Source organism: Natrialba swarupiae (assembly GCF_008245225.1).
In the GTDB taxonomy this organism is placed as follows: domain Archaea; phylum Halobacteriota; class Halobacteria; order Halobacteriales; family Natrialbaceae; genus Natrarchaeobius; species Natrarchaeobius swarupiae.
Genome location: NZ_VTAW01000003.1, coordinates 168,804 through 186,765, shown reverse-complemented (window position 1 = coordinate 186,765; position 17,962 = coordinate 168,804). Strand labels below are relative to the sequence as shown.

The following is a 17,962-nucleotide window of genomic DNA, read 5'->3' as shown; positions in this document are numbered from 1 at the left end:
CGTCACTCGTACTCGATGGTCGCCGGCGGTTTGTGGGTCACGTCGTAGACGACGCGGGCGACATTCTCGTTCGTCCCGGTGATCCGCGACTGGATCCGCTGGAGGGTCTCCCAGTCGATTTCCTGGGCGCGGGCGGTCATCCCGTCACGAGAGTCGACGGAGCGAACGGAGACGACCCAGCCGTGAACCCGGTTGTCTCCCTTGACTCCCGTCGCCTTGCCGATCACCGCGGCGAGCGCCTGCCAGGGCTCGTACTCCTCGAGTTCGTCCTCGACGACGTGGCAGGCGTGGCGGGCGACCTCGAGTTTCTCCTCGGTCACTTCGCCGATGACGCGTACGGCAAGACCAGGACCGGGGAACGGCATTCGTTCTGCGACGATCTCCTCGAGTCCGAGGTGACGGGCGACCTCGCGAACCTCGTCCTTGTAGAGGTCGCGGACCGGTTCGACGATGCCCTCGAAGTCGACGACTTCGGGGAGGCCGCCGACGTTGTGGTGGGACTTGATCCCGCCCTCGCTCTCGATCCGGTCGGGGTAGATCGTCCCCTGGACGAGGTAGTCGGCGTCGGCGTCTTTGGCCTCGCGTTCGAACTCGCGAATGAACTGCTCGCCGATGATCTTTCGCTTCTCCTCGGGGTCGGTGACGCCGGAAAGCGCCTCGAGGAATCGATCCCTGGCCTCGATAACGCGAAGCGACTCCATGTAGGAGAACGTCTCGCGGATCTGGGCGGTCTCGCCTTTGCGCATCAGGCCGGTGTCGACGTAGACGGGGGTGAGCCGGTCGCCGATCGCTTCGTATGCGAGTGCGGCCGCGACCGACGAGTCGACGCCGCCCGAGAGGGCGATGACGGCGTTTTCGTCGCCAATTTCGTCTTCGATCTCTGCTACTGCGTCGGGTACGAACGTCTCAGTGTCGACCATCAGTGGGTTACCTCAGTTTCGGTGTCTGCTCCGGTGTCTGCGTCGTGCTCGTCGTTCGTCGCACGCTCGAGGACGGCCTCGACCAACCCGAGGAAGGGTGGACTCGGCTGGCCGGGACGGGACGTGTACTCGGGGTGGAACTGCGTTCCGAGGAAGTACGGGTGGTCCTCGAGTTCGAGGATCTCCATCCGATTTCCGGCGGTGCCCGAGAAGACGAGCGGTTCGTCCTCGAACTGTTCGAAGTACTCGGGGTTGACCTCGTAGCGGTGACGGTGGCGCTCCGAACAGGACGTATCCTCGTAGAGGTCGTACGCGAGCGTCTCGGGCTCGATCACCGTTGTGTGTCCGCCGAGTCGCATCGTCCCCCCCATGTCCTCGACCTCGTACTGTTCGGGCAGAATGTCGATGACCGGGTGGGGCGTCTCTTCGTCCATCTCCGCGGAGTGTGCCCCCTCGAGATCGAGGACGTTCCTCGCGTACTCGACGACGGCCATCTGGAAGCCCAGACAGAGCCCGAGGAAGGGAACGTCGTTTTCGCGGGCGTACTGGACCGCGCGAATCTTCCCCTCCGCACCGCGCATTCCGAACCCGCCGGGGACGATGACTCCGTCGACATCCTCGAGTTGGTCGTCGTAGTTCTCGGCCATCCCGTCGGCGTGGACCCAGTGGACGTTCACGTCGACGCCGAGTTCGAAGCCAGCGTGTTTCAGCGACTCGTGGATCGACATGTAGGCGTCTTCGAGGTCGTACTTGCCGACGAGTGCGACGTCGACCTCGCCGTCTTTCTCCGTCGTCACGATTTCGCGCCACTCGTTGGCTCGTTCCCCTTCGGGGAGCGCTTCCTCGGCCAGGCCGAACCGTTCCAGAACGTACTGGTCGAGGCCCTCGTCTTCGACCATCAGCGGGACGTGGTAGACGTCTTCGACGTCCGGATTCGAGAACACCGCTTCGGTGGGAATGTCACAGAACAGCGCGATCTTCTCTTTCGTCTCGGGCTCGAGGCGATTCTCACAGCGGCCGACGATCACGTCGGGCTGGAGACCGATCGAGCGCACCTCCTTGACCGAGTGTTGGGTCGGCTTCGTCTTCTGTTCGCCGTTTTTCGAGTACGGGACCAGGGTGACGTGGGCGAAGAGGATATCCTCCTCGTCTTCCTCGTGGGCGAACTGGCGCAACGCCTCGAGATAGGGCATCCCCTCGATGTCGCCGACGGTGCCGCCGACCTCGACGAGACAGACGTCGCTTCCCTCGGCGGCCTCGCGAATCCGGCGTTTAATGTCGTCCGTAACGTGGGGGATGATCTGGACCGTCTTCCCGAGGTAATCGCCCGCACGTTCTTTCTCGATGACGTGCTGGTAGGTCTTCCCGGTGGTGACGTTGTGATCCGAGGTCATGTCGACGTCGAGGAATCGCTCGTAGTTCCCCAGATCGAGGTCGACCTCGCCGCCGTCCTCTAAGACGTAGACCTCCCCGTGCTGGTAGGGGTTCATCGTCCCCGCATCGACGTTCAGGTACGGATCGATCTTGACCGCGGTGACGTCGAAGCCGGCGTTTTTGAGGAGCCGCCCGGTGCTCGCGGCCGTGATCCCCTTGCCGAGACCCGACATCACCCCGCCGGTGACGAAGATGAACTTGTTCCCCAGAGAGGGGTCATAATGAGTGTCCGATTCCGTCGGCATACCGAGTGTCCGCGCGAGCAGTTGAAAACGATTTCGGGACCGGATCGACTCCGATAGGCGTTGTCATTCCAGCGAGGAAGCAGTCGTTCGACGCTTCGGCGTCGCGGTTCGACGGTCACTTCGTTCGTCTGCCCGGTCAGATCCGGATCGTTTCACGCCGCCGAGTCGGTTTCTGTCGGAACACTATTTATTATATCGACGAGCGTCGAACGATCCACCGTGGCAACTCGCGATCGTGTAGACGCGGCCGATTTCGGCTCCCCCGACGTCGGCTTCAAGACGGCGATCGGATTCTACACCGGGATACTCCTCGCCGGCGTTCTCGCTGGTGGCGGCGTCCTCGCAGGTGTGGCGACGCCGACGCTCCTGTCGATGTTCCCGACCGCCGTCACGGTCACGACCATCGTCGGCTTCGTCCTCGCGGGCCGAGCAACCGGGCTGGCCGAACGCATCGGCGAACGTCGGTGGCGTCGACTCGCCTGTTACGCGCCGGCGGCAGCCTTCGGAGCAGTAGTGCCGATTTCGGCCGCCACGTCGATCGATCTCCCCAGCCGGTTTCTCGTCCTCGCCGCCACGTTGTTCGTTCTCACGGGCGTCCTCGGGTTCGACGTCGCCCACATGGCACGAAGCCGCTACGTTGCGTTTCTAACGCGCGACGAGCCCACCGCCACCTGGTCGTACCGGAAGCTCTCCGCTCTTTCGAATAGATACGCCCTCATGGCGGTCTGGCTCGCGGTGATCGCAGGCGGTCTCGCCAGCGCCGCAGTGGGGGGCAGGTTCGGCCTGTTCTGGGCGTTCTGGGGCGCTGTAATGCTCGCGACACTCTGGATGGACGACGGGATCTGGGGCCAGTTCGAACCGTCCGATCGGTGGGGTACCGCCGAGATGGCGGCACACGACGCGGGCATTCTCATCGAGACGGGACTCAGTAGCTCACTCGTTCCCTGGGAACGGATCGACGACGTTCGGCTGACCGACGACGAGCTCGTCCTCGAGCAACGCCTGTGGCCGAGTCTGCGGTGCGATCGCTCGGTGATCGACGATCCCGAGGCCGTTCTCGAGGGGATCGACCGCGCCCGCGAGCAATCGCGGACGACTTCGCCCGCGGATCCGGCCACGGAACCCGACCGTCGGCGTTGAAGTAACTCGAGTTCGTCAGCCACGCTATGGCCGATCTTCGCGTCACCGTCGACGACCGCGAACTCGGGGCGACCTGGACCGACGACGCCCCGGCAACGCGTCGAGCGCTCGAGGACGCACTCCCGCTTTCCGGGGACGCCGTCCGGTGGGGCGACGAACTCTACTTCGACGTCCCGGTGGACGTCCCCGCGGAAAACGGCTGCGAAGTGGTTCCCGTCGGGGCAGTCGCTTACTGGCCGCCCGGGAGCAAGCTCTGTCTGTTCTGGGGCGAGACGCCCGCGAGTGTCGACGACGAACCCCGTGCGGCTTCGCCGGTCAACGTCGTCGCCCGACTCTCCGATACGTCGGCACTCGAGGGGGTCGACGGCGGGGCGCGAGTTCGGGTCGAGCGACTCGAATAGTCAGGAGCGGTTCAGCGGTCGGTAGAACGCTTTCGGTTCGATGCCGGTCCCGGTCGATCGGCCGGCGTGCCCCGCTGTCGAGCGGACGATCGCTGTAGGACGACGAGCGCGTACCCCTAATGCGTGGACAATTGCATCCTGACGGATTTACTCCGCCGTAACGGTGTCTTACCCGATGAATCGGCGGAAGTTTTTGGCCGTATCCGGTGCCGGATTGCTTACGGCCGGCGGGGTCGCCCACGCCGCGTCACCGTCGTCGGTTCGAACGACGACGGCGCGTCTCTCCTACGAGCAGTTGAACGACTACGTACCACAATCGCTCGCCGTCTGTACGCCGTCGGAGGCGGGATATATCGGCGTGCTCGAGATGTCCCCGGCGGACGCGATCGCGGCGTTCAAACGGCGCGGGTTCTCCGAATACTACCTGTCGTACCTTCACGCGTACGAGCGAGACGACGGGATCATCTACGAACGCGGCAACCTCGTTCGGCTATCCGACGACGGCGACTGGCAGTTACACGCGCGACTGTTTCCACGCGACGGGCGGACGGAAGTCCGCGGTCACTGGGAACCAAGCGTCCGAAACCGACCGCGAGCACACGTCGCGGGCGACGATGTCGATCACGAGAAAGGGAAAACGATGATCCGGGCGGAGTTCGACGTGATCGACGAACCGTTTTCCGGCGATCTGTCGATGGACGATAGATGCGGATGAACTCCACGAGCGTAGTTCTATACCCCCACTTGCAGCGTTCGCTTACTTGCCCCAGAACGGGTCCCGCTTGCGCTGTTTCTCGAGGTACATGTTCAGCGCCTCGAGTTCGTCACCGGGGATCTCGTCGGTGAGTTCCTGCTCGAGAATTTTCGCGTGTTTCTCGGGGAGACCGGTCCAGAGTTCGTCGTCTTCCTCGATGCCGCGGCCGACCGTCGGGCCGTCGATCGCGACCGAGACTCGATTGCCGGCGCGTGCTTCGTCGACGTCCTCTCCCTGTTCCTGGATGCCTTTGACCTGGCCGACGCGTTCCGGATCGTTTCCGTCGAATTTGACGACGTTGGTGTTGTTCTGGAGCGTTCCCGAGTTCACCTCGACGCCGACGACGGCCGGATCGTTCTGTCGGAACGTGTGATCGGGCAGGATCCTGAATCGGGCCGGTCGGACGATGTTCTCGAGGATCGTATCCTGCTGGGCGCGCTCGAGTTCGTCGACGAACTCCTCGTACTCCTCGATGAGCTGGTAGATGACCTCGTCGGCGAAGATCCGGACGTCGTCTATCTCGGCACGGTCGTGAGCATCGTCGAGAACGTCGACGTTGAAGCCGAGGATAACCTGCTGTTTCTGGTCTTCGGCCGTCGAGGCGACCGAGACGTCCCGCGGGGCGACGTCGCCGACCTCCGCGCGGACGATCGGTAACTCGGCTTCGTCCAGCGCATCGGCCATCGCCTCTAAGCTGCCGAGCGTGTCGGCTTTGACGACGACGCCCTGTTCGGCGGTGTCGACGGCGATGTCCGCGAGTTCGGCCTCGACTTCGGTGACGACCTCCGCGAGGTCCCGGTTGCGGACGACCCGGACCGGCGCGCCGGCCATCGCGTCCGCGAGGTCGGGTGCGGCGACTTTGATCCCGGCCGCCGCGGAGACCTCGTCGACTTTCTCGAATCGGCTCTCGGTTCGGATCTCCGCGAGCGGTCGGGGCTGCAAGAGCGCCCGAACGTCGGTGACGATCGGGTCGTTCTGGCCACCGACGACGAGCTGGTCGTCCGCGCGAACGGTTCCGTCGTAGAGGACAGTATCGATCGTCGTCCCGAAGCCTTTCTCCTCTTTGACCTCGAGGACGGTGCCGACGCCGGGGCCGGCGACGTCGATCTCCATCTCTTCTTTCATGTAGCGCTGGGAGAGTCCCATCATCACCGCAAGCAGGTCCGGGACGCCCTCACCGGTCATCGCCGAGACGGGAACGACACCGACGTTTCGCTGGAAGTTTTGGACTCGCCAGTAGAGGTCCGCGGAGAAGCCCTCGTCGGAGAGGTTGCCGATAATCTCGTAGAGGCTCTCGTCGAGACGCGAACTGACGCGGTCCGACTGGGCTTCGTAGGTCGCGTTGATCGGCGAGTCCTCGTTTACGTTCCAGCCGGGAACGGTGTCGATCTTGTTCGCCGCGACGATAAACGGCGTCTCCGACCGCTTGAGAATGTCCAGCGCCTCGAGGGTCTGTGGCTGGAAGCCGTCGTTGACGTCGACGACGAGGATCGCGATGTCGGCGAGCGCACCGCCGCGGGACCGAAGCGTCGTAAACGAGTGGTGTCCGGGCGTATCGATAAAGAGGAGCCCAGGGAGGTCGAAGTCGTCCGGGTTGACGAGATCACCGGCGATCGTCGAGACGATATCGAGTGGGACTGCGGTGGCTCCGATATGCTGGGTGATCGCGCCTGCTTCGCCCTCGATGACCGCGGAGCCGCGGATCTTGTCGAGGAGACTGGTCTTGCCGTGATCGACGTGCCCGAGGACGGCGACGATCGGCGTTCTGAGGGATGTGGGATCGAGAGTGTCTGCGTCGGGTTCCGACATGGTAAACCACCAGAGAAGGTCTTGTCTAGTTCCTCCGCAGGGCGATAGTTAAACCCATCGTCACGGCGGCGGGAGAAACTCACCGCTCGACGCCGACGGGCGATTCGCCAGGCGGTGTCGATGTCGAGTGCGCTGGCGAACCGGCGATCCGGTTCGGCCGGCGCGACGTCAGACGATCGTCGGACGATCCCCGCCTCGAGTCGGAGGAGGCGTCGACCGAGGCGAAAACGACCTGTGTGCTGTATGCTGATTGATGCGACGCTCCCCCTGTTTTTAATACCGATTAGTAAATACGAGTATGCATGAGCGATATACTCGCTGAAAACCTCTCGGGCAAGTCCGTCATGGGATCCGACGGCACCGAGCTCGGACTGCTATACAACATCACGATGGACCTCAAGACCGGCGGGCTTCACGACCTCATCGTCGAACCCGACGAGGACGTTCCAGCCCAACGGATCGACTTCGACGTCGACGACGCCGGCCGATTCCTGGTCCCTGTCAGCCGCGTTCAGGCGGTAAAAGACTACATCGTCGTCAAGCGCTAACGGTATGTACGTTCTCGACTCTTCGGCTTTTATTCACGATTTTCACACGACAGAACAGACTGCGACGATTCCGCTCGTCCGCGAGGAACTCGAGGACGAGAGCGCCTATCGCTACGATGCGATGGAAGGCTCCGGGATGCACATTCACATCCCGAACGAGGATACCACGGAGAAGGTCAGACGGGCGGCCAAAGAGTCCGGCGACCTTGAGGTGCTCTCCGATACTGACGTTCGTCTCGTCGCCGCGAGTTTCGAACTCGACGGCACGCTCGTCACCGACGACTACGCGATGCAAAACGTCGCGGAGAAGCTAAACGTCGACGTCGAGGTGATCGCCCGCGAGGGGATCGACGAACAGCGCCACTGGCACTTCCAGTGTCAGGGGTGTGGCCGGGAGTACGACGAGGAGAAAGACCGGTGCCCGATCTGTGGCTCGGCGCTCGCACGGAAGAATCCGAACTAATCGAACTAACAGTGAACTAACGTAACTGGCAACGAAGTAATCGAACTGCGTACGCTCGCGTCGAGCCAACGTCTCACGCGTAGCCAAGATAGAGGTTCGTAAAGAGGATGGCGTTGTAGACGCCGTGGATGAGCGCTGGAACGACCAGGTTTTCGGTGCGCTCGTAGATCACGCCGAGGACGATCGAGAGTCCGAACACGACGGCGAGGCTCGCGACGAGTTCGCCGGTTCCGGCGGTCCAGTACGCCTGGGTGTGGACGATCGCGAAGATGACGCTTCCGACGACGACCGCACCAAAGCGGGAAAACGGTGCGTACAACGCCTTCTGAATCACGTTTCGGTAGAGCAGTTCCTCGAAAGGGCCGATGACGAGCAGCGATGCAGGAATCAAGATGAGGAGGATTTCGGGATTCTCCTGGGCCTGCTGGGCCGTGCCGTGATCGGAGCTTTCGACCCCGGTCGTGTAGAACACTGCCGAGATCGCAAACAGCGCGCCGAAAATGACGAGAACGCCGCCGACGGTCCAGAGGACGTCACGCTTGGTTGGCAACCGAACGTCGATGTACGACAGGTCGTAGCCCCGAAACACGAGGTAGGCGACGGCGACGGTTCCGGTTCCGACGGCCATTCCGAGCTGGCTGAGTGCGACGGCCTGCGCGAGCGAAAGCGACCCGAAGAGGAGTATGATCGGGATCACCAACAGGACCAGTACCACCTCGATACTGAACAGGCCGACGACACCGACGCCCATCATTCCCGCCGTGTATCCACTCCGGACGAGGAGACCAACGGGATCGACGTCGGCGTAGGAGGCCGCACCGAGACCGATACCCAGACCCGCGGTGACGAACGCGCCGAAGAGCAACGGAAACGAAACCGGGAGCGGATCGAGCGGGACCGGGACGGCGTGTCCCTGGTTCATCGCGTACCCGACGAGGAGGAGAACGCCCACGCTCGAGGAGAGGGCGATCCCGCCGCCGATTCGGTGATCGACGTCGTCGTGGACGCCGACGAGAAACGCGAGCGTGGCGACGCCTGTGAGGGTGAGGGCGGCCCAGATTGCCGGATCCTCGAGACCGCGTTGGACCGGGACGAGCAGGGCGATCAGCGTCACGAGCGAGAGCGCGGCCCCGATTCCCGGGACGACTGCCGACGGAACGGACGTCCCATCGGGTCGTGCAGTCTCGGTCATACGTTTGGGTTCGAGCGAAAGAACATAGGACCTCCGCAACCGGACGCGAACGACGACTCGTACCGAGCGCGCCCTCGAGCCGATCACCGTTTCAGGCCGATCACCGTTTCAGGCCTATCACCGCCTCGAGCCGATCACTGTCTCCAACCGACGCCGCCTCGCGACCGCCCGATTACCGTTCGACGCGAAGCTCCGTCTTCTCGGCGACCGCCTCGGCCTCCGCGAACTCACCGCCGCCGAGTAGTCCACGCGTCGCCTTTTTGGCCCACTCGACAGCGGGCTGGTTGAAGGCGTTTACCTCGTACAGTTCGCCGGCGAGCACACAGGCGGCTTCCATTCCGTACAACAGGCCGCCGAGTTCGTACTCGTCGACGCGCTCGAGTTCGAGACGGATGTTCGGGCGTCCCGCGGCGGCGAGACTCGCTTCCGTCGCCGCGAACTCGGCCTCGAGTAACTCGCCGAGGGTCGCGTCGCCGAGATACGAGAGATCGTCGACGTCCGTCTCGGGGATCGGCCGGTCTTCGGTCTCTCGCGATCGGACGAACGTGACGAGCGTCTCCCGCGGTCCCGCCCGGTAGAGCTGGAGCTGTGAGTGCTGGTCGGTGACGCCGAGTGCGCGAACCGGCGTCTGTCCGAGCTCGTCTTTCCCGAGGCTCTCGGCCCACAGCTGGGCGAACCACTCGGCGTACGTCTCTAAGGACTCGGCGTAGGGCATCATCGCGTTCGTGCCGACGCCGCGTTGATCCAGCGCATACGCCGTCGCGCCGTAGGCGTAGGCCGGACACTCGAACAGCGAGCCCGAAAGCGAGTCGGCCTCTGCTTGAGCGCCCGCGAGCAGCGCCTCGAGGTCGTGGCCACAGACTGCTGCGGCGACCAGTCCGACCGCCGACAGCGCAGAAAAGCGACCGGGAACGCCGTCGGGAACCCGAAGCGAGGGGAGGTCGTGGCGATCGGCGAGGTCGCGCAGGGGGCCGGCCTCGCCGGTCGTGACGATCGTCCGCTCGGTCCAGTCGACGCCGGCCGACTCGAACGCCTCCCGGACGACGAGGAAGTTCGCGAGCGTCTCCGCAGTCGTTCCCGACCGCGAGACGACGTTGATCGCCGTCTCTGCGAGAGGAAGTCCCTCGAGTCGGCGCGAGACCCACTCGGGGTCGACGTTGTCGAGGAAGACGGTCTCCGTGCCGTCACCCTCGTTCTCGAGGGCGTCGACGATCGTCGCAGCACCCAGCGCACTTCCGCCGATGCCGATCGTGATCAGCGCTTCGGCGTCCGCGACGGGGTCGACGGCCGACCGGATCTCGTCGGGATCCGCCCGCTCGGGGAGGTTCAACGCGGCGTAGCCGTGTTCGTCGTCGGCCCGCCCGGCCTCGATCCGTTCGTGTGCGTTCGCCACCCGTTCGTCCAGTCGCTCGAGGGAGTCCCTCGAGACGCCCGGCGAGGCGACCGACGCGAGCGCGTTACCGATGTCGACGTGCATGGACGGAACACCACTGGCCTGGATTAAAGTCGTTCCGTCACGCGGTCCGTCCGGCCTGGTATCGACGTATCAGGGCGGTCCGAACTCGACCGCACCGCGTTCGAGGCGTCCGCCGTCTGAGACGGATGCTGTCCCGACGTTCCGGTGGGCCCGTCCCACGGAGGTGCACCGGGAGAGCGAGACATCAGCCTCCGAACGAACCGGATTCGCGGGCCGATGGGAACGCCTTTGGCAGCGAATCGACAACGGGTTTTCATGACCGAACTCGAGGAACTCGGACTCTCGAGCTACGAGGAGAGCGCCTATCGGGCGCTGCTCGCCAGCGGCGCGGCGACCGCGCGAACGGTGTCGGAGACGAGCGGCGTGCCGACGGGGCGGATCTACGACGTGTTGAACGGGCTCGAGGCCCGCGGGATCGTCGACGCCCACCCCGGCGATCCGCGGCGATACGTCGCGGTCGATCCCGAGGTCGCCGTCGATCGGCTGCTGGCCGAGCGGACGCGTACGCTCGAGCGTGAGGAGAAACGGTATCGGGAACTCGCCGACTCGATCCGGTCTGGCCTCGCGCCGACGCCGCCGACCGACGGAAACTTCTGGCCGGCACCGCTGGGCAGCGAGGACGCGATCACCACGCTTCGAGAGCAGGTCAGGACCGCCGAGGAACGCATCTTCGCCGTCGTCGGTTCGCCGTACGAAAACGCGCCGTGGGAGCGCTACCGGGCGGAACTCGAGGCGTTTTTCGACGGGATGAACGGGGATCTCGAGGTCCAGTTTCTGGTAAGCGACACGTTGGCCGAGACGCTTCCAGCGGCCGCGTTCGAACTGGCGACGAATCAGGACGCCACCGTCGAGGTCAGACGGACGAGCGAGGGATACGTCTCGCTCGATATCGTCGACGGGACCAGCGTCGCCATCGACATCCCACATCCCAGTTTCGACGACGAGCGCATCGGCGTCGTCGACATTCGTGACGAAGAGTTCGCCGCGCGACTCGAGTGTCAGTTCGAGTCGGTGTGGGCCGACGCCGATCCTGTGCTTTCCCAGTAGCACGCTCTTTTCCTCGTTCTCCCGCAGCTCTTTCCCAACCCGCGAAGAGAGCCAGGTCGATGCGACGGGCTCGAGTCGGGATGTCGAACCGACGGTGACGAGACGAAACCTCGAAAACCGTCCTCCGCCTACGGGAGGGCATGAGCGAGAAGACCGGGACGTTCGTCGTCACCCACGCCGAGGCGGAGTCAGCCGTCGTCCGCGACGTCGAGACTGCACAGGTACACACGCTGGCTTCGAATCCAGGACTCGAGGTCCACGACGTCCTCAAGGCGACGGTCGCACCCGATCCGCCCCTCGAGGTGACCTGGCAGGTGATCGAGGTCGACGGCCGTCGATCGATCGAACTGGTCGACAGCGACCTCGAGCCGACCAGGCACGAAACGGAGATCGCAACAGAGGCGGCCGTCGGGGACGTCGTCCGGGAGGAGCGGGCCGGAACCGGAGAGATCCACGTTCTCCGTGTCCCGGAAGACGAGGTCGAATCCGCCGCACAGGACGTCATCGACGACGAGGAGACGATCGCGCGAGCGGCACGGTTCGAGGCGGTTCGCGTCGAAGTCCGACGGTCGGCCGACGACGGCGTGGTGAGCGTTCGGTATCTGCCGGACTGAACGGCGCCGCCTCTCGGCGAACCGTCGTCAGGAGTGACTCGGCCCCTCCTTGCTCTGGACGCTCCAGGATCCCTCGACGCCGCAGGCGTCGCGAACCTCGTACTCGATCGCCGTCTCCGCGTCGATTCGACTGCCGCCGTCGGTTCGTTCGACCCGAAGCGGGACGTCGAGGGTGTTCCCACAGCAGCCGACGCCGACAAACTCCTCCCAGACATCGCCTTCGCGCGCCCGATCTCTCGTCTTCCGGAGGAACGCACGGAACGAGGATTTCTCGACCTGAAACTGGCCCCAGTCGGAGAGGTCCGCCGGATACGAAACCACGACCCGGTCGGCCGACTCCGATTCTTCGGCTGACGCTGGGTCGTCGGGTCGGTCGCGCTGAGACTCGCGAGTGTCGGCCATACGCCAGTATACGGGCTCGAGCGGCTTCAGTGTGCGGAAAGTTTCGACCTCGACCGTCCAGAAACATGCCACAGAAATTGAGAAGGCTTACTTCGGCTGACTTCCAGTGGTCCGATACATGGGGTATTTCGACGTACCGGAGATAGAGTACTCCCGGTACAGCAACCGCCAGCTCGCGGCGGTGCCGCTCGCGCTTCTCGCGGTTGCACTGCTCGTCCTCAGCGGTTCGTTTCTCGTGACCGGAGCACCGGTCCAGCTGGGGATGGACTTCGCCGGCGGCGCGGAACTGACGGTCCAGACGACCTCCTCGGAGGCGGAGATCGAATCGGCGTTCGATCGTGAACCCGACTCGATCACGACCATCCAGGCGCCGGGGGTCGACAACCAGTACACCGTCCAGTTCGCCGGCGTCGAGGACCAGGCGACGATCCAGGGACTGTCCGATCAGGCCGAGGCGAACCTCGAGGCCGACGGCGACGCGTCGATCGTCCAGTCCGAGACGACGGCGTCTGCGAGTTTCGCCCAGCAGGCCCAACAGACCGCCCTGCTCGGAATTGCCGTCGCGTTCCTCGGGATGAGCGTGCTCGCGTTCTTGCTCTTTCGGACGTTCGTGCCGTCGATCGCGATCGTCCTCTCGGCGTTTTCGGACATCGTGATTCCGCTCGCGTTCATGTCGCTTGCGGGCATTCAGCTCTCGCTCGGGACGGTCGCCGCATTGCTGATGTTGATCGGATACTCGGTCGACTCAGACATCCTGTTGAACAATCACATTCTTCGGCGGAGCGGTGACTTCTACGAGAGCACCCACCGCGCATCCCGGACCGGGATCACGATGACCGTGACGTCGATGATGGCGATGCTCGTGATGGGAATCGCCGCGTCGCTGTTCGGCGTCGAGTTGCTCGCGTCGATCGGTATCATCCTCTTCGTCGGCCTCGCAGCCGACCTGATGAACACCTACATGTTGAACGTCAGCCTGCTTCGGTGGTACAAGTTCCACGGGGTGAGATCGTAATGGGGCCGAAAGCGTTCGTCATGGAGTACTGGCGACTGATCCTCATCGTCGCCTTCGTCGGCGGCGCGCTCGTCGCGCTGTTCATCCCCGGCGGCATCGTCGCGGACGACTCGCTGGCCGGCGAGGAAGCCGAGGTCGAAGACCGGGCGACGAACATCGAGTACGGACTCGGTCTCGACGGCGGAACGCGGGTGAGCGCACCGCCCGTCGGAATGACCGCCGACAACCTCGAGATCGAACACGACGAGCAACGCCAGCTCACGGAGGCCTTACTGGCGTACGAGTACGACGACGCCGATCTCGAGTCGGCCGACGTCCGGGTCAGATTCCACGAGAACGACAATCGGTACACGGCGGAGATTTTCTCCGACGAGGTGAGTCACGCCGAGTTCGCCGACGCGCTGAATTCGGCCGACATCGGTCTCGAGGTCACCGAAGACGGCGTCGAGGACGGCGTCACTCAGCAAACCCGTGACTCGATCATCCAGACGATCGAGCTACGGATCAACGAGGCTGGACTCTCCGGCGGGAACGCCTACGAGGAGGCGACGCTCGGTGGCCAGTACTACATCGTAACCGAGGTACCGGGCATGGAACCGGACGAGCTTCGTGAGCTTCTGAGCGACCGAGGTGACGTTCGTATCGTCGCATTCCATCCCGACGGCGACGGCGGCCAGGCGAACCAGACGGTCCTCGAGGGTCAGGAGATCGCCGAACCCGGCGTCGCCTCCTACGACGATCAGCGCGACCAACACTACGTCCCGGTGACCGTCGACGGTACCGAAGACGAGGACGGCAACAGTCCCGCCTCGGAGTACCAGAACTCGATGAACGAACTCGGGTTTACGGGCGAAGGGCAAGGCCGCTGTCACATTCAGGATCGCCAGGCCGGCGAGTTCGACTTCGACCCCGACGATCCCCAGTGGTGTCTGCTCACCGTCGTCGACGGCGACGTGGTCGACGCTCACAGCATGGGCGGCGACCTCGGCGACAACATGGCGGCGGGAACCTGGGTGAACGATCCGACGTTCCGAATGATCGTGCCGACCCAGCAGGACGCCCACCACCTCGCAGTGAACCTCCAGTCGGGTGCACTCGAGGCGCCGCTGGATTTCAGTCAGGAGCAGACGTTCACGGTCCAGCCCTCCCAGGCCGAGCAGTTCCAGCTCTACTCGCTGCTCATCGGCGGGCTCGCGGTGTTGACCGTCTGTGGCATGATCTTCCTGCGCTACCGGAACCCGAAGGTCGCAGCGCCGATGTTCCTCACGGCGATGGCCGAGGTGGTGATCCTGCTCGGGTTCGCCGCGGCGATACGGATGCCACTCGACCTCTCGCACGTCGCCGGGTTCATCGCCGTCGTCGGGACGGGGGTGGACGACCTCGTCATCATCGCCGACGAGGTGATGGACGACGGCGACGTCAGCTCGAGCCGGGTGTTCGAGTCCCGGTTCCGGAAGGCGTTCTGGATCATCGGGGCCGCGGCGGCGACGACGATCATCGCGCTCTCGCCGCTTGCCGTGCTCAGCCTCGGCGACCTGCGCGGGTTCGCCATCATCACGATCCTGGGCGTGCTCATCGGGGTGCTAATCACCCGTCCCGCCTACGGTGACATCCTCCAGCGCCTGCTGACGGACAAGTAACGCCGCCCCGACGAGCCGTTTTTTCCCGCTGAATCACGCTCCGCGAGCGACGACGAGCATCGAGTGACGGCGCTTCGATCGAGGTTGGCGAGAGCCGACCGACCTCAGCTCGGGACGACGTTCGTCGTACCGACGCTCTCGAGGATCAGCCAGCCGACGAAAACGCCGTAGAGGACGAGCAACGTCCAGGCCTCGCGTCTCGTGAGGAGCATGTCGGTTCGCACGATCGCGAAGAAGACGACCGTCGCGAGGATCAGAAACCCCATCATCGGGACGACGTGTGGGAACGCGATCTCGAGCGAGCCCGCGACGAGAACGCCTGCGGGGATCGCCACCAGGAGATCGAACACGTTGCTCCCGAGGACGTTCGCGAGGCTCACACTCGCCCGCCCCTCGCGGGCGGCGACGACGCTGACGAACGCGTCCGGAACGCTCGAGCCGGCGGCGACGACGATCATCCCCCAGAGGAACGCCGGCGTGGCGAACGCGTCGCCGAGTCCGATCGCAGCCAGAACTAGCCCCTCGACGCCGACGACGATGACGACCAGTCCGACGGCGAACCACCCCCAGGTTCCCGCGCCGACGTCCTTGCGGACGGCGTCGTGATCGGCGACGTCGAGAAACTGGACGAACAGGTACAGAACGTACAGTCCGAGCGGGAGTAACGCGAGTGGCCGCGTCATCGTCCCCGCGAGGGCGTTCTCGGAACCGGGGTAGTAGATGACCGCGAGCGAGAACGTCAACAGAAGGACTGCGACCGCGAGCATGTAGAACAGCGCTTCCTTGTAGACGAGATCGCGGTTCGTATCCATCCGACCGCCGACCAGTACCGACACACCGGGAATCACGAGCAGATTGAACACCGCAGAGCCGACGATCGCGCCGACGCCGAGTTCGAACTCACCGTGGCGGAGCGTCGCCAGGAGAACGCTCGCCAGTTCCGGCATACTCGAGCCGACGGCGGCGATCACTGCGCCCTGGACGACGCCCGGGACCCCGTAGCCAGCCGCGAGGTCGTTGGCCGCGCGCTCGAGCCACTCGCTTCCCTTCCAGACGACAGCGGTCGCGGCGGCGGCGAGCGCCAAAAGCGACAGAACCTCGAGCACGGTCGTTCCTGCACCGACTGACCGCTTAAACCTTCGACGCGTGTTTCACGCGAAAGCCTCGGGGCTTGACCCCGAGGCAATTTACGAGTCGTCTCTGCTCACCACTATCCGAACTGCTCGCTACCCGAACCGATCGAGTCCGGTCTGCTGGGCGGCCGCGAGGACGTCCTCGCAGGTCGACCACGACGCGCGAGCGAACGGCGGCAGTTCGCCGCGGTCGTCTACGTACGACTCGAGGAACTCGCGGGTCGTCGGGTCGCTCGGATAGCCGCTGCCGACCTCGCCGTACTCCTCGGCGATGGCAGCGACGTGGGCGTCGCGTTCGACTTTCGCGATCACGCTCGCCGCCCCCACGACCGCCGAATCGTCGTCGGCACCGTGACGGGCGTCGATCTCGAGCGGGCGGTCGATCTCGGCCGAACACGCCTCGGCCACCCGTCGGGCGAACCGGTCGGCGTCGGTGTCGCAGGCGTCACACAGCCCCTCGATCGGATCCGTCGGCGCGGCCGCGTCGTCCGGCTCGCGATCGTCGAGCTCCCCGAGCGCGTCCGCGATCGCCGTCGCGTGCGCGCTGACCGCGAGGGCGTTCATGTTCGTCTCCGGGTCGTCGATCGTCGCCGGCGTGATCTCGGCGACGCCGACGCGGATCCGGTCGTCCGCTCGAAGCGTCGCCGCCAGTTCTTCGCGGCGCGCGGGTGCGAGTCGCTTCGAGTCCGCGATTCCGTCGGGGAGATGGTTGGGATCCTTGAGGGAGACCGCCGCAGCGAACATCGACCCCAGTGCGGGACCTTTTCCGGCTTCGTCGACGCCGAATTGCACGTCTCGAGGTGATCGATTGCAGACGGTTAAGTCGTTCGCTGTCGAGTACACAACGCCTATAGCAGCAGGCGTACAATGTACACATCATGAGTTCCGAGAAGAAACGAGTACAGTTTCGTGCCCCCCATCGGCTCATCGACCGGGCGGACGCGCTCGCGACGGTACTCGGCTCGGATCGAACTGACGTCCTCGTGACGGCACTTCGCGAGTACCTCCGCGAAGCAACACACGACGACGAACTCAAACAGGAGATCGCCGACGCCTACTACGACGACGAGATCACGTTCGATGAACTCGCCGATCTCGTCGGTCGGGAGGAAGCGGCGAATTTCCGCGTACTCAAGCGGCAACTCGACGACGAGTACGTCGACGAAATCGCCGATCTATAGATGGCGGAGGTAGTTGCGGATACGTCCGCCCTCGTCAGTCTCGGAATCGTCGACGAGGCGGACCGTTCCCCGTTTCGGCTACTGGAGGCAGAATACGCGCTACTCGTTCCGAACGCCGTCTATCGAGAACTCGAGGAAGTCGCATCGTTCGACGACGAACACGGCCGAGCAGCGACGAGCGTCCTCGATCGGCTCACGGAGGACCAACTGCGTGAGGCGGGGCTCGACGAGGCGTTTCCGCTCGACGAGGGAGAAAACGCGGCCGTGAGTTTGGCGAACGAACGGGCGAGCGACCTCCTCCTGTGCGACGAGTTCAACAGCCTCGGATTGATCCACGCCTCGTTGGCGGACACGCGTCTCGTAACGACCCCGACGCTCCTCTCGTCGTTTATCCGACGAGGAACGTGTTCTGCCGACGAAGCGGTCGCCTTCCTCGATTCGATCGCAGCGGTACGAAGCTGGGACGGGAACACCTACGTCAAGCGGGCTCGGTCCCGCCTCGAGACGGAGTGATCCGGGACGGCCGTAGCTCGAGCGTCGGAATCGA

The 17,962-nt window shown here is 64.5% G+C and carries 19 protein-coding genes; 11 read left to right on the top strand and 8 right to left on the bottom strand.

The window, feature by feature from the left end:
• Window positions 1-2: 2 nt before the first annotated feature.
• Window positions 3-920, bottom strand: coding sequence for a glutamine-hydrolyzing GMP synthase (gene guaA, locus FYC77_RS04405; RefSeq protein ID WP_149080293.1), 918 nt, complete (start codon window positions 918-920; stop codon window positions 3-5).
• Window positions 920-2,599, bottom strand: a complete 1,680-nt coding sequence (pyrG, locus tag FYC77_RS04400) for a glutamine hydrolyzing CTP synthase (protein ID WP_149080292.1) — start codon at window positions 2,597-2,599, stop codon at window positions 920-922. Before pyrG ends, guaA begins: the two co-directional genes overlap by 1 nt.
• A 219-nt stretch (window positions 2,600-2,818) precedes the next feature.
• Between pyrG and FYC77_RS04395 the strand changes: the two genes are divergently transcribed.
• From FYC77_RS04395 to FYC77_RS04385, 3 genes are all read left to right on the top strand, one after another.
• A complete protein-coding gene (locus FYC77_RS04395; RefSeq protein ID WP_149080291.1) occupies window positions 2,819-3,739 on the top strand; it encodes a PH domain-containing protein in 921 nt (306 codons plus the stop codon).
• Window positions 3,740-3,765: 26 nt separating this feature from the next.
• A complete protein-coding gene (locus FYC77_RS04390) occupies window positions 3,766-4,140 on the top strand; it encodes a cyclophilin-like family protein (protein WP_149080290.1) in 375 nt (124 codons plus the stop codon).
• Between the two features lie 175 nt (window positions 4,141-4,315).
• A complete protein-coding gene (locus tag FYC77_RS04385) occupies window positions 4,316-4,855 on the top strand; it encodes a hypothetical protein (RefSeq protein ID WP_149080289.1) in 540 nt (179 codons plus the stop codon).
• A gap of 42 nt (window positions 4,856-4,897) precedes the next feature.
• Here FYC77_RS04385 and infB read toward each other — a convergent pair whose 3' ends face one another.
• A complete protein-coding gene (gene infB, locus FYC77_RS04380) occupies window positions 4,898-6,703 on the bottom strand; it encodes a translation initiation factor IF-2 (protein WP_149080288.1) in 1,806 nt (601 codons plus the stop codon).
• Window positions 6,704-7,005: 302 nt separating this feature from the next.
• Here infB and FYC77_RS04375 point away from each other — a divergent pair, with 302 nt between their 5' ends.
• Both FYC77_RS04375 and FYC77_RS04370 read left to right on the top strand, forming a co-directional pair.
• The gene (locus FYC77_RS04375) at window positions 7,006-7,251 is read left to right on the top strand and encodes a PRC-barrel domain-containing protein (protein ID WP_149080287.1); all 246 of its coding nucleotides are present in this window, start codon (window positions 7,006-7,008) and stop codon (window positions 7,249-7,251) included.
• A gap of 4 nt (window positions 7,252-7,255) precedes the next feature.
• Window positions 7,256-7,714 carry an NOB1 family endonuclease gene (locus tag FYC77_RS04370; protein WP_149080286.1) on the top strand — a complete coding sequence of 153 codons (459 nt, stop codon included), beginning with the start codon at window positions 7,256-7,258 and terminating at the stop codon, window positions 7,712-7,714.
• Between the two features lie 73 nt (window positions 7,715-7,787).
• Here the strand turns inward: FYC77_RS04370 and FYC77_RS04365 are convergent, their stop codons facing one another.
• A complete protein-coding gene (locus tag FYC77_RS04365) occupies window positions 7,788-8,906 on the bottom strand; it encodes a CPBP family intramembrane glutamic endopeptidase (RefSeq protein WP_149080285.1) in 1,119 nt (372 codons plus the stop codon).
• Window positions 8,907-9,078: 172 nt separating this feature from the next.
• The gene (locus FYC77_RS04360; RefSeq protein WP_149080284.1) at window positions 9,079-10,383 is read right to left on the bottom strand and encodes a glucose-6-phosphate isomerase; all 1,305 of its coding nucleotides are present in this window, start codon (window positions 10,381-10,383) and stop codon (window positions 9,079-9,081) included.
• A gap of 255 nt (window positions 10,384-10,638) precedes the next feature.
• Here FYC77_RS04360 and FYC77_RS04355 point away from each other — a divergent pair, with 255 nt between their 5' ends.
• Window positions 10,639-11,430 (top strand): TrmB family transcriptional regulator, encoded by a 792-nt coding sequence (locus FYC77_RS04355; protein WP_149080283.1) that lies wholly within the window; start codon window positions 10,639-10,641, stop codon window positions 11,428-11,430.
• 140 nt (window positions 11,431-11,570) lie between these two features.
• On the top strand, window positions 11,571-12,044 hold the full coding sequence (locus FYC77_RS04350; RefSeq protein ID WP_149080282.1) for a DUF5812 family protein: 474 nt from the start codon (window positions 11,571-11,573) through the stop codon (window positions 12,042-12,044).
• 27 nt (window positions 12,045-12,071) lie between these two features.
• On the opposite strand, the gene FYC77_RS04345 is transcribed toward FYC77_RS04350, so the two are convergent.
• Window positions 12,072-12,446: a hypothetical protein gene (locus FYC77_RS04345; RefSeq protein WP_238386784.1), complete on the bottom strand. Its 375-nt coding sequence runs from the start codon at window positions 12,444-12,446 to the stop codon at window positions 12,072-12,074.
• A gap of 118 nt (window positions 12,447-12,564) precedes the next feature.
• Between FYC77_RS04345 and secF the strand changes: the two genes are divergently transcribed.
• Both secF and FYC77_RS04335 read left to right on the top strand, forming a co-directional pair.
• Window positions 12,565-13,461 (top strand): protein translocase subunit SecF, encoded by an 897-nt coding sequence (secF, locus tag FYC77_RS04340; RefSeq protein WP_149080281.1) that lies wholly within the window; start codon window positions 12,565-12,567, stop codon window positions 13,459-13,461.
• Complete coding sequence (locus tag FYC77_RS04335) at window positions 13,461-15,101, top strand: preprotein translocase subunit SecD (protein ID WP_149080280.1); 1,641 nt, start codon at window positions 13,461-13,463, stop codon at window positions 15,099-15,101. The genes secF and FYC77_RS04335 overlap by 1 nt, the downstream gene beginning before the upstream one ends.
• Before the next feature lie 104 nt (window positions 15,102-15,205).
• On the opposite strand, the gene FYC77_RS04330 is transcribed toward FYC77_RS04335, so the two are convergent.
• Both FYC77_RS04330 and rnhB read right to left on the bottom strand, forming a co-directional pair.
• Window positions 15,206-16,207, bottom strand: a complete 1,002-nt coding sequence (locus FYC77_RS04330; protein ID WP_149080279.1) for a sodium:calcium antiporter — start codon at window positions 16,205-16,207, stop codon at window positions 15,206-15,208.
• 120 nt (window positions 16,208-16,327) lie between these two features.
• The gene (gene rnhB / locus FYC77_RS04325) at window positions 16,328-17,026 is read right to left on the bottom strand and encodes a ribonuclease HII (protein WP_149080278.1); all 699 of its coding nucleotides are present in this window, start codon (window positions 17,024-17,026) and stop codon (window positions 16,328-16,330) included.
• An 86-nt stretch (window positions 17,027-17,112) separates the two neighbouring features.
• Between rnhB and FYC77_RS04320 the strand changes: the two genes are divergently transcribed.
• Together FYC77_RS04320 and FYC77_RS04315 are read left to right on the top strand one after the other, a co-directional pair.
• Window positions 17,113-17,415 (top strand): hypothetical protein, encoded by a 303-nt coding sequence (locus FYC77_RS04320; RefSeq protein ID WP_149080277.1) that lies wholly within the window; start codon window positions 17,113-17,115, stop codon window positions 17,413-17,415.
• Window positions 17,416-17,928 (top strand): hypothetical protein, encoded by a 513-nt coding sequence (locus FYC77_RS04315; protein ID WP_149080276.1) that lies wholly within the window; start codon window positions 17,416-17,418, stop codon window positions 17,926-17,928. It begins immediately after the preceding gene.
• Window positions 17,929-17,962 lie beyond the last annotated feature (34 nt).